General features: G+C 60.3%; 6 protein-coding genes and 1 pseudogene. 3 read left to right on the forward strand and 4 right to left on the reverse strand.

The genetic code is table 11. The annotated features are described in order from the left end of the window. The 4 genes from HX846_RS04875 to HX846_RS04890 form a co-directional block, all read right to left on the reverse strand. The coding region (locus HX846_RS04875; protein ID WP_178965057.1) for an ethanolamine ammonia-lyase light chain EutC at nt 1-149 on the reverse strand (149 nt) is incomplete at its 3' end. Continuing rightward, nucleotides 146-1,540, reverse strand: coding sequence for an ethanolamine ammonia-lyase subunit EutB (locus HX846_RS04880; RefSeq protein WP_178965058.1), 1,395 nt, complete (start codon nt 1,538-1,540; stop codon nt 146-148). The genes HX846_RS04875 and HX846_RS04880, both read right to left, overlap by 4 nt. Nucleotides 1,541-1,604: 64 nt before the next feature. Then, complete coding sequence (eat, locus tag HX846_RS04885) at nt 1,605-3,053, reverse strand: ethanolamine permease (protein ID WP_008436523.1); 1,449 nt, start codon at nt 3,051-3,053, stop codon at nt 1,605-1,607. 98 nt (nt 3,054-3,151) lie between these two features. Then, nucleotides 3,152-4,672 carry an aldehyde dehydrogenase family protein gene (locus tag HX846_RS04890; protein ID WP_003219398.1) on the reverse strand — a complete coding sequence of 507 codons (1,521 nt, stop codon included), beginning with the start codon at nt 4,670-4,672 and terminating at the stop codon, nt 3,152-3,154. A 285-nt stretch (nt 4,673-4,957) separates the two neighbouring features. Here HX846_RS04890 and HX846_RS04895 point away from each other — a divergent pair. The 3 genes and pseudogenes from HX846_RS04895 (at nt 4,958) to mpl (ending at nt 9,667) form a co-directional block, all read left to right on the forward strand. Further along, a pseudogene (locus HX846_RS04895) lies at nt 4,958-6,875 on the forward strand (sigma-54-dependent Fis family transcriptional regulator). A gap of 882 nt (nt 6,876-7,757) precedes the next feature. After that, a complete protein-coding gene (locus HX846_RS39460; RefSeq protein WP_256739769.1) occupies nt 7,758-8,096 on the forward strand; it encodes a hypothetical protein in 339 nt (112 codons plus the stop codon). Between the two features lie 221 nt (nt 8,097-8,317). Continuing rightward, on the forward strand, nt 8,318-9,667 hold the full coding sequence (gene mpl / locus HX846_RS04905; RefSeq protein ID WP_003219401.1) for a UDP-N-acetylmuramate:L-alanyl-gamma-D-glutamyl-meso-diaminopimelate ligase: 1,350 nt from the start codon (nt 8,318-8,320) through the stop codon (nt 9,665-9,667). Nucleotides 9,668-9,711: the final 44 nt, after the last annotated feature.

Consider the following 9,711-nt stretch of genomic DNA (forward strand, 5'->3'; position numbering starts at 1 on the left):
AACTGGAAATCCAGCTGCGCGCCGGTAGGCATGCTGGTGCCGGTGCGGCCCAGGGCAATCCGCGCCGGGGTCAGGCGCCGCAGCTCAAGCCACGGGTTGTCCACGTTGTTTTCCGGGGTGTCGATGTGCACGGGCGGTTCCTTCTTCATCCCAGTTGCGCCAAGGCGTGGCGGAATGCCGGTGGCAGGCTGTTGCCGAAGTGCACCTTGCCGTCGGCTTGCGTGAAGATGCCCATTTTCGCCAGCCACTGTTCAAACTCCGGTGCCGGCTTTAAACCCAATGTTTGGCGGGCGTACAGCGCGTCGTGAAATGAAGTGGTCTGGTAGTTGAGCATGATGTCGTCGGAGCCCGGGATGCCCATGATGAAGTTGATTCCGGCCACGCCCAGCAGGGTGAGCAGGGTGTCCATGTCGTCCTGGTCGGCTTCGGCATGGTTGGTGTAGCAGATGTCGCACCCCATGGGCACGCCCAGCAGCTTGCCGCAGAAGTGGTCTTCGAGGCCGGCGCGGATGATCTGCTTGCCGTTGTACAGGTACTCGGGGCCGATAAATCCTACGACCGTGTTCACCAAAAACGGCTTGAAATGCCGGGCAACGGCATAGGCGCGGGTTTCGCAGGTTTGCTGGTCGACGCCAAAGTGTGCGTTGGCCGACAAGGCGCTGCCCTGGCCGGTTTCGAAATACATCAGGTTTTGCCCGAGGGTGCCGCGATTCAGGCTCAGGCCCGCGTCATAGCCTTCCTGCAACACGCTCAGGCTGATGCCGAAACTGGCGTTGGCCGCTTCGGTACCGGCGATCGACTGGAACACCAGGTCCAGCGGCACGCCGCGGTTGATGGCTTCGATGGAGGTGGTGACGTGGGTCAGCACGCAGGCCTGGGTCGGGATTTCATAACGCTGGATGATCGCGTCGAGCATTTCCAGCATCGCGCAGATCGAGGCGATGCTGTCGGTGGCCGGGTTGATGCCGATCATGGCGTCGCCGTTGCCGTAGAGCAGGCCGTCGAGAATGCTCGCGGCGATGCCCGCCGGTTCATCGGTGGGATGATTCGGTTGCAGGCGGGTAGACAGGCGCCCACGCAGGCCCATCGTGCCGCGGAACTGTGTGACGACGCGGATCTTCTGCGCCACCAGTACCAAGTCCTGCACGCGCATGATCTTCGACACGGCGGCGGCCATTTCCGGTGTCAGCCCGGGTGCCAGGGCGCGCAGGCTTTGTTCGTCGGCCGCGTCGCTGAGCAGCCAATCTCGCAAGCCCCCGACGGTCAGGTGGCTGACCACGGAAAACGCCGGTTTATCGTGGGTGTCGATAATCAGCCGGGTGACTTCGTCGCTTTCGTACGGGATCAACACTTCTTCGAGAAAGTGCTTCAACGGAATATTGGCCAGGGCCATTTGCGCCGCGACCCGCTCACCGTCGTTCTGCGCGGCAACACCGGCGAGGAAATCCCCGGAACGCGCCGGGCTGGCCTTGGCCATCACGTCCTTGAGGCTGTCGAAGCGGTAGGTCAATGCACCGACCGCGTGGGAAAAGCTTGCCATACAGAGTCTCCTTGTCGACGCGGGCTGAATGTGAGTAAAGCGCCCGCGTCGAGGTTTATGGCAGTTAGTGCAAGGCGGCCTCTGCGGCCTGGATCGCCGCAAATTCTTCTTCCGGCGTGCCTGCTACCAAGTGATGCCGACTGTAGAAAGCAAAGTAAGCAATTAATACTCCATAGATGATCGCGGCGCCAATCACCACGCGCGGATCCACCAGAAAGCCCGCCACAACAGCGATGCAGGCCAGTACCAGGGCGACGCCCGAGGTGAAGATGCCGCCCGGAGTACGGTAAGGGCGGTCCATTTTGGGGCGGCGGATGCGCAAGGTGATGTGCGCGGCCATCATCAGCACGTAGGAAATGGTCGCGCCGAATACGGCGACCAGGATCAGCAAATCGCCTTGGCCGGTCAGCGACAGGCCGAACCCGATGATGCCGGGGATCACCAGGGCCAGTACCGGTGCCTTGCTTTTGTTGGTCTGCGACAGCTTGCGCGGCAGGTAGCCGGCGCGGGACAGGGCGAAGATCTGCCGGGAGTAGGCGTAGATGATCGAGAAAAAGCTCGCGATCAGCCCGGCCAGGCCCACCAGATTGACGAAGTGGCCCATCCACGTGGAGCCGCCGTAGGCTTTGGACAAGGCTTCCACCAGGGGATTGCCCGATGCCATCAGCGCGTAGGCGCCAGCACCGCCGGGGGCGATCACCAAAATCAGCAGGGCGAAGCTGGTCAGCACCACAATGGCGCCGATCAGGCCGCGGGGCAGGTCGCGTTTGGGGTTCTTGGTTTCTTCGGCGGCCAGGGGCACGCCTTCGACCGCAAGGAAAAACCAGATCGCATAGGGAATCGCCGCCCACACGCCGACATAACCGAAGGGCAGGAAAGTGCTGGCGCCCTTGGCCTCGGTCACCGGGATGTCCAGCAGGTTGGCGACACTGAAGTGCGGCACCATCGACACCAGGAACACACCCAGGGCAATCGCGGCGACGGCGGTAATCACAAACATCAGCTTCAGCGCTTCACCCACGCCGAAGATGTGGATGCCGATAAAGATGATGTAGAACGCCAGGTAGATCATCCAGCCGCCAATGCCGAACAGCGACTCGCAATAGGCGCCGATAAACACCGCGATGGCGGCGGGGGCGATGGCGTATTCGATAAGGATCGCGGTGCCGGTGAGGAACCCGCCCCAGGGGCCGAACGCGCTGCGGGCAAAGCCGTAGCCGCCGCCGGCGGTAGGGATCATGGAAGACAGTTCGGCCAGGGAGAAACACATGCACAGGTACATGGTGGCCATCAGCAGTGTGGCGAGGAACATACCGCCCCAGCCACCCTGGGCCAGGCCGAAGTTCCAGCCGGCGTAGTCGCCGGAGATGACGTAGGCAACACCGAGACCGACTAATAGTACCCAGCCGGCAGCGCCTTTTTTCAGTTCCCGTTGTTGGAAGTATTCGGTGCCGACCTTTTCAAAGTCGACGGAAGACCCGGACGCCGGAGCGCCATTCGGTTCGCTGGGCATGATGGAATCCCTTTCTTATTGTTTTATCCCGGCTTACTTAAGTAAGCCGAATGAGTAGCAAGGTCTTGTGAAGATCAAGTGTGGGAGCGGGTTGTGAGTTAGAAGAAGCCCAGCGGATTGATGTCGTAGCTCACCAGCAGGTTTTTGGTCTGCTGATAGTGATCAAGCATCATCTTGTGAGTCTCACGGCCCACACCGGATTTCTTGTAACCACCGAACGCGGCATGCGCCGGGTACAGGTGGTAGCAGTTGGTCCATACACGCCCGGCCTTGATCGCCCGGCCCATGCGGTACGCGCGGTTGATGTCGCGGGTCCACAGGCCGGCACCCAGGCCGAACTCGGTGTCGTTGGCAATCGCCAGGGCTTCGGCTTCATCCTTGAACGTGGTGATGCTCACCACCGGGCCAAAGATTTCTTCCTGGAACACCCGCATCTTGTTGGTGCCCTTGAGCAGGGTTGGCTGGATGTAATAGCCGGTGGCCAGATCGCCGGTCAGCTTCTCGACCTTGCCGCCAGTCAGCAGCTCGGCGCCTTCGCCCTTGGCGATTTCGAGGTAGGACAAAATCTTGTCGAACTGCTGCTCGGACGCCTGGGCGCCGACCATGGTGTCGGTGTCCAGCGGGTCGCCACGTTTGATCGACTCGACCTTCTTCATCACCACTTTCATGAAGTCGTCGTAGATCGACTCTTCCACCAGCGCGCGGGAAGGGCAGGTGCACACTTCGCCCTGGTTGAAGAACGCCAGCACCAAACCTTCGGCGGCCTTCTCGATGAATTGCGGTTCGGCTTTCATGATGTCGGCGAAGAAGATGTTCGGCGACTTGCCGCCCAGCTCAACGGTGGACGGAATGATGTTCTCGGCGGCCGCGTGCATGATGTGCGAGCCCACTGGCGTGGAGCCGGTGAAGGCGATCTTGGCGATGCGCTTGCTGGTGGCCAGGGCTTCGCCGGCTTCTTTGCCGTAGCCGTGCACCACGTTCAGCACGCCCGGCGGCAGCAGGTCGCCGATCAGTTCCATCAGCACGTTGATGCCCAGCGGGGTTTGCTCGGCAGGCTTGAGCACCACGCAGTTACCGGCGGCCAGGGCTGGCGCGAGTTTCCAGGCGGCCATCAGCAGCGGGAAGTTCCACGGGATGATCTGGCCGACCACGCCCAGCGGTTCGTGGAAGTGGTAAGCGGCGGTGTGTTCGTTGATCTCGGCGCTGCTGCCTTCCTGCGCGCGGATGCAGCCGGCGAAGTAGCGGAAGTGATCCGCGGCCAGCGGGATGTCGGCGTTCAGTGTTTCGCGCACGGCCTTGCCGTTGTCCCAGGTTTCGGTGATGGCTAGCAGTTCGAGGTTCTGTTCGATGCGGTCGGCGATTTTCAGCAGTACCAGCGAGCGGTCCTGGGCCGAGGTCTTGCCCCAGGCGTCAGCGGCGGCGTGGGCGGCGTCCAGGGCCTTGTCGATATCCTTGGCAGTGGAGCGCGGGAATTCGGCGATGGGCTTGCCGTTGACCGGCGAGGTGTTGGTGAAATAGTTGCCATCGACCGGCGCGACAAACTCACCGCCGATGTAGTTGCCGTACTTGGCCTTGAACGAAACGATCGCGCCTTCAGTACCGGGGTGTGCGTAACGCATGGTGGGTATCTCCTGGCTTTTTTGTGTTTATTGGAGGACGCACGGTTGTGCTTGTTAAAGCGTAGAGCAAAGGTCGGGCCAGTGCCTCGTAGAGCCTGTAAATCAAGGGTTTAGAGGTTGTTGCAAACCGTTGCTGTGGCAGGCTTGGTACAGCCTGGGTGACAGTTTGTGCCATAAGCGGTACAGCCTGTGACCGGTGGATCTGCCCGGGATTGCATTGGTCGGGAGGCTGGAGGATGCTGGGCACTCGCGCGCGGTAGTTCACGCAGGGAGAATAATAAGAACATGCAAAACGATCATTTCAGTCGCCATGCCCAGCAAGTCCTGACGGTCACCCGTGGGCAGGACCCGTTGCACGGCCCCGGCAGCGATCCCTCCATCGCCCGCTCCTGGCTGCGATGCCTGGAGGACTATCACCTCGACCCTGCGCTGACCATCGCGCCCACGGTGCTCGAACATGGCCGCCTGCTGGAAAGTCGCGAACGCCTGCAGCAAGTGCTGAGCATCGCCGGTAGCGAAATGAACAGCCTGCATCAACAGCTCTCCGGCGCCGGCCATGCCGTGCTGCTGACCGATGCCCGTGGGGTGATCCTCAACTGCGTCACCGCCCCCAGCGAGCGCAAGATTTTCGAACGTGCCGGCCTGTGGCTGGGGGCCGACTGGAGCGAGGCCTGCGAAGGCACCAACGGCATCGGCACCTGCCTGGTGGAGCGCCAGTCCCTGACGATTCATCGCGATGAACACTTTCGTGGCCGACATACCGGCCTGACCTGCTCGGCCAGCCCGGTGTTCGACCCTCATGGCGAACTGCTGGCGGTGCTGGATGTGTCCTCGGCCCGGGAGGCGGTGTCGCGCCAGAGCCAGTTCCACACCATGGCGCTGGTCAATCTTTCGGCGAAGATGATCGAGAGCTGTTACTTCCTGCGCCATTTTGAGCACCACTGGTTGCTGCGCTTTCATTTGCAGGCCGAGTCTGTGGGCCTGTTCAGCGAAGGGCTGCTGGCGTTCGATGGTGAAGGGCGCATTTGCGCGGTTAACCAGAGTGCGCTGAACCTGCTCGGGCAAATCCGTGGCGGGTTGTTGGGGCAGCCGGTCGAGGCGTTTTTCGATTGTTCGCTCGATGAGTTGCTCGGGCGTGCCAGCGCGAACGCCAGCGCCAGTTGGCCCCTGCGTACCCGCGATGGCCGTGGCTTGTTCGCGGTGTTGCGCGGCCAGCCACNNGCCACGCAGCGTACCGGTGCCGGTGGCCCACGCCTTGCCGGAGCGGCCGCGATTGCCGGGCATTTGCCTTGGAGACGCGGCGCTGCAAAACGATTTCCGCAGAGCCTTGCGGGTGTTCGAGCGTGATGTGCCTTTGCTGATCCAGGGGGAAACCGGGTCTGGTAAAGAGGCGTTTGCCAAGGCCGTGCACCATGCAAGCCTGCGCGCAGATAAAGCCTTTGTGGCCCTCAACTGCGCAGCCATCCCGGAAAGCCTCATCGAAAGCGAGCTGTTCGGTTATCGCGGCGGCAGTTTTACCGGCGCCCGCAAGGAAGGCATGCGCGGCAAGCTGCAGCAGGCGGATGGTGGCACGTTGTTTCTGGATGAAATCGGCGATATGCCGCTGGCTTTGCAAACCCGGCTATTAAGGGTGCTTGAAGACCGCTTGGTAGTGCCCATCGGCGGTGAACCGCAAGCGGTGGACGTCAGAATTATCAGCGCTACCCACCGTAATCTGCTTGATCGGGTGCAGGACGGTAGTTTTCGTGAAGACCTGTATTACCGGCTCAATGGCCTGGAAGTGGCCTTGCCGCCGTTGCGCGAGCGCAGTGACAAGTTGCAACTGCTGGACTTCCTGTTGGCCGAAGAAGCGGGAGATCAGGCGGTGCAGCTTGACGGCGAGGCCCGCCAGGCCCTGTTGGCGTTCGCGTGGCCGGGCAACGTGCGGCAGTTGCGCACGGTGTTGCGCACCCTTGCCGCACTGTGTGAGGACGGGCGGGTGAGGCTTGGTGACCTGCCTGCACAGATTCGTGCCGTGCAAACCCTGCCGGTGGCGATGAGTGAACCGGCAAACTCATTGCTGGATGCTGCCGAGCGCCAGGCATTGCTGGCAACATTGGTGCAGCAACGCTGGCATATGACGCACGTGGCGACGGTGCTTGGAGTCAGTAGAAATACGCTTTATAGAAAGTTACGTAAGTATGGTATAGCGCGACAGGTGTAATGATGACGTTACCTGTTCTGGCTGTGAGTGATCAATCTGTGTTGTGGGCGACTGTGCGTTAAATAATTGGCGTCGCACCGTATTAATGTTTTGTCATGTATTTTCGTGTGTGGGTGACTGTCTTCTGGAACGTTCATTATCTGTTTAGTTACTAAGTTGGCGGTTGTCGATTGTCTCGATAACTCGCTAATAGCGCTTATGCGTAAATAGTAACAACAAGTGAGATAATAATCATGAATAGTATTAGAATTCGGCCCAACACGGTCAATCTACCTCCAGTGAATACACCACCGGCCCCGCGCAATGGCGGTGTAACGCCTCCGATAGTACGTCCCGGTGGCCAGGGCAGCTCCCCTCCAATAGCTCCCCAACCTAAACCCCGGTTAGGGAAAAATCCGGCCACAGACACCTCCACAACGCTACCCAAGCCCGAGAAACCCAATAATTTTCAAACGCTGACACAACAAAAATTGATGAACCAAGGGCCTGCCAACCGGCCGTTCAAGCCTCAGGCCAGCGCAGATCCTAAAGATATGGCACAGGTGACTCAAAACCTGATGGTTGCTGATCGCCTGGTCAAGGCTAAGGTGTTCGACACCTCGCCCCAGGCGGCGACGGTAGCCCGCGACGCCTTTGTCAGTTCGGGTGTAAGCGGATTGGTCAGTGCTCCCCTGAGTATTGGTACCTACGCAGGCTCGGTTTGGTCTGGCGAGACAATCAAGGCGCAGTTTACAAACAATACGCCACTGCTCCCTCCGGCTCACCAGCCGGCTCCAAGCACGCAGGTGCCTGCCGCGAAAACCGACGGGACAACATCGGTCGTCGCCACGCAGGACACCGACACGGGTGCCACGACCGCGCTTGGGCCTGGCCGAGTTGCGCATGGAAGTCATTGCCAACAATATTATGGCAATGCGTCAAGGAACGAATGCTCCGGCACTTAAAATGAGCGACTCCTCGTCGTCGCGTACGCCAAGCGAGCGCCTGGAAACGCTTGAGGCCTTGTATAAAACTGCGGAGGAACAGCTTAAAAAACTGGCGGACGAAAGCGACATGGTATTCCGGCCTTACATTGCCACTCCCGCAGACGGCACCGATGACAAAGGCCGTCTGGATGTTATTGATAAAAAATTCGACGCATTAAACAAGTTCATAGGGAAGTTGTTGCACATGAAAACGCTGGAATTACCGGCGGAGTCTGCCGAAACAAAAGTCGTGTGACATAACCCCGCGTAAACTTTCGAGTCATGGATGATGCTCAGTCAAACTGGCGATGGGTCCGATGCCATGCATGCATCCTGTGGCACCGGACTTATCGAATATTCCCCTACGCTCTGACAAACAATGGCGGCTACCCCCCCCCAAGGCCTGCGTGCTACAGCTAAAGAGTGCGATTTTCCATTCCCTGCGCTAACCTGCCTCGATGTTTTACGAGGTCGACTATGCACATTCATATTCTCGGTATTTGCGGCACGTTCATGGGCTCGATGGCGGTGCTCGCCAAAGAACTGGGCCATCATGTTACTGGCTCCGATGCCAACGTTTACCCACCCATGAGCACGCAACTGCAGGCCCAGGGCATTGAGCTGACCCAAGGTTATGACCCGGCGCAATTCGACCCGGTCCCGGACCTTGTCGTGATCGGCAATGCCATGGTGCGCGGTAACCCGGCAGTCGAATATGTACTGAATAAAGGTTTGCCGTACGTGTCTGGCCCGCAATGGCTGGCCGACCATGTGTTGCAAGGCCGTTGGGTACTCGCCGTTGCCGGTACCCATGGCAAGACCACCACCAGCAGCATGCTGGCCTGGGTGCTGGAGCATGCGGGCATGAGCCCGGGCTTCCTGATTGGTGGCGTGCCGCAGAATTTCTCGGTGTCGGCGCGCCTCGGCGACACCCCGTTTTTTGTTATCGAAGCCGATGAGTACGATAGCGCGTTCTTCGACAAACGCTCCAAGTTCGTTCACTACCGCCCGCGTACGGCGATCCTGAACAACCTGGAGTTCGATCACGCGGACATCTTCCCTGATCTGGCGGCCATCGAGCGGCAGTTCCACCACTTGGTGCGCACCATTCCCAGCGAAGGCCTGGTGATTCACCCCACCACCGAACCTGCCCTGCAGCGAGTTATCGAGATGGGCTGCTGGACCCCGGTACAAACCACCGGTGCTGGCGGCCAATGGCAGGTCAAGCTGCTGAGCGAAGATGGCTCCAAATTTGAAGTACTGTTCGAAGGCGTCGCCCAAGGCATCGTCGATTGGGACATGACCGGCCAGCACAACGTCGCCAATGCCTTGGTCACCCTGGCGGCTGCGCGGCATGTCGGCGTGGTGCCGTCCATGGGCATTGCGGCCTTGAGCGCGTTCAAAAGCGTCAAGCGCCGGATGGAAAAGGTCGCCGAAGTGAATGGGATTACCATCTATGACGACTTTGCCCACCACCCGACGGCCATCGCCACTACCCTGGATGGCTTGCGCAAGCGTGTGGGTGATGCCCAGGTGATCGCGATTATCGAGCCGCGCTCCAACTCCATGAAGCTGGGCGCCCACCGTGATGGTTTGCCGGAAAGCGTCAACGATGCCGACCAGGTTGTTTGGTACGCGCCGGCCAACCTCGGTTGGGACCTGCCTGCCATCGCCGCGTTGTGCACGGTGCCGTCGATTTGCCGCGACTCACTGGAAGGCATTATCGAACACGTGAAACACCAGGCCAGGCCCGGCACTCACGTGGTGATCATGAGCAACGGCGGCTTTGGTGGCCTGCATGGCAAACTCGCCGAGGCCCTGAAGTGAGCGGCCCGGAACGCGTCACCCTGGCGATGACCGGCGCGTCCGGC

The sequence above is a fragment of the Pseudomonas sp. K5002 genome, assembly GCF_013386655.1.
In the GTDB taxonomy this organism is placed as follows: domain Bacteria; phylum Pseudomonadota; class Gammaproteobacteria; order Pseudomonadales; family Pseudomonadaceae; genus Aquipseudomonas.